2 protein-coding genes are annotated in these 1,705 nt (G+C 69.2%); one reads left to right on the top strand and one right to left on the bottom strand.

The window, feature by feature from the left end:
• Positions 1-153 precede the first annotated feature (153 nt).
• The gene (locus VT52_RS33590; RefSeq protein ID WP_046428814.1) at positions 154-690 is read left to right on the top strand and encodes a hypothetical protein; all 537 of its coding nucleotides are present in this window, start codon (positions 154-156) and stop codon (positions 688-690) included.
• On the opposite strand, the gene VT52_RS33585 is transcribed toward VT52_RS33590, so the two are convergent.
• A complete protein-coding gene (locus VT52_RS33585; RefSeq protein WP_240509994.1) occupies positions 647-1,564 on the bottom strand; it encodes an IS5 family transposase in 918 nt (305 codons plus the stop codon). The genes VT52_RS33590 and VT52_RS33585 overlap by 44 nt on opposite strands.
• Between the last annotated feature and the right edge of the window lie 141 nt (positions 1,565-1,705).

Genomic DNA, 1,705 nt, shown 5'->3' with positions numbered 1-1,705 from the left:
CATCCCTGATCGTCGGCCTCTGGCAGTGCTTGACACCCGTAAGAAGCTGTTGTCTTTCCGGACGTGATCGGCACGTTTCTGCTGGTCGGGGATAGGAGTGGTGGGTCCGTGGGAGTGGTGGCCTGTCGGGTCGTCGTTCCCGGGAGGTCGCGGATGCCGTCGGTTGTTGGACTGCTGGAACAGCACGAGCTCTCCGCTCGGCGTCGAGTCGACGGACTGCGGGAGGAGGCCGACCGCATCCAGGCCGAGCTTGCCGCGGCCGAGCTGGAATGGCAGGAGTGGACGATCGCTCGCAGGCGGGTCGATACGGTGCTGGCTCCCGACGACGGTGCCACCGCCGAGGTGGAGGTCACCGTGGATCCGCGGGATGCGCAGGTGCAGTCGGCGCTCCAGGACGCGGCGAAGCCGAAGTCGCAGGTGCCGATGTGGCGCCAGGGGCTGGCCTGGTCGGTGCTGTCGGCGGACTACCAGCGAATTCTCATGGCGCTCGCGGACCGGGCCCGGCTCCATCAAGGGCCGTTGACCTGCCAGGAGATGGCCGTGGCGTTCGGCCTGGACGCGGTGCCGGCGAAGGTGGAGGCGCTGCGGTCGAAAGCGAAACGCCTGGTGGCCCGCGGCTGGCTGGCCGAGCGGCAGCCGGGCCGGTTCACTCTCGCGGCAGGCGTGAGCGGGCCAGGCGACGGGTCATGAGCAAGGTCATCGACCAGTAGACCATCGCCTCCGCGCTGGTAGTCCGCCGCTCGAAGTCGCGCACCAGGCGGCGGCTTCGCATCAGATGGGCGAAGAGGCGCTCGACGATCCACCGCTTGGGCAGCACCACGAAGCCGCGCATGTCGTCGCTGCGTTTCACGATCGCCAGGACCAGCGCGAACGTGGCCAGGCAGTACTCGACGAGGCTGCCGGTGTAGCCGCCGTCGGCCCAGACCAGTTCCAGCCGGTGGTGCACGTCGGCGACCTGGCCGAGCAGCACCTGGGCGGCGGCGCGGTCGCCGGTGTCCGCGGCGGTGACCATCACTCCCAGTAGCAGGCCGAGGGTGTCGACCACGACGTGCCGCTTGCGGCCGTTGACCAGCTTGCCGCCGTCGAAGCCGCGGCTGTCCGTTCCGACGACGGCGTCCGCCTTGACGGACTGCGAGTCGATCACCGCGGCGGTCGGCTGCGCGTCGCGCCCCAGCTCCTCGCGGACCTGTCCGCGCAACCGGTCGTGGAACTCCTTGACCAGGGCGTTGTCGCGCCAGCGGCCGAAGAATGCGTAGATGCGGTCCCACGGCGGGAAGTCGCTGGGCATCGCCCGCCACTTGATCCCGTTGTCCACGAGATACCGGATCGCATCGAGCATGGCACGGTGGCAGTACGCCTCCGGCCGGCCGCCCCGGCCGCGCATCCAGCCCGGCACTGGCAACAGCGGCAGGACCCGGGCCCACTCCGCGTCCGTCATGTCCGTCGGGTAGCGAGGCTGCCGCGTCCCGTTGTCGGCGGCGTTTCCGAACCGGTGAGCCAGGCAGTCACACTCCCAGGTGACCGCGCTGGACTGCCCGGCCATCGGCACGCAAGACTGCTGCACCAGGGCCTCCTGCTGCTCGGTGATTCGACACCAACGAGCTGTTCAGGAGGCCCTGTTCGTATGCACCCAGGGACCCGCGACCACCCGATCGGGACTCCCGTTCGACGCGCATCTCTCAAGATCGGAAAGACAACAGCTTCT

Origin of the sequence: Streptomyces malaysiense (assembly GCF_000980885.2) — a bacterium.
GTDB classification, from domain to species: Bacteria; Actinomycetota; Actinomycetes; order Streptomycetales; family Streptomycetaceae; genus Streptomyces; species Streptomyces malaysiense.
The sequence above is the reverse complement of the archived record's forward strand: the minus strand, read 5'-3'. Positions and strand labels throughout refer to the sequence as shown.

Coding starts and splice junctions, on each gene's coding strand:
- VT52_RS33590 (WP_046428814.1), top strand. CDS start 154: ATGCCGTCGGTTGTTGGACTGCTGGAACAGCACGAGCTCTCCGCTCGG.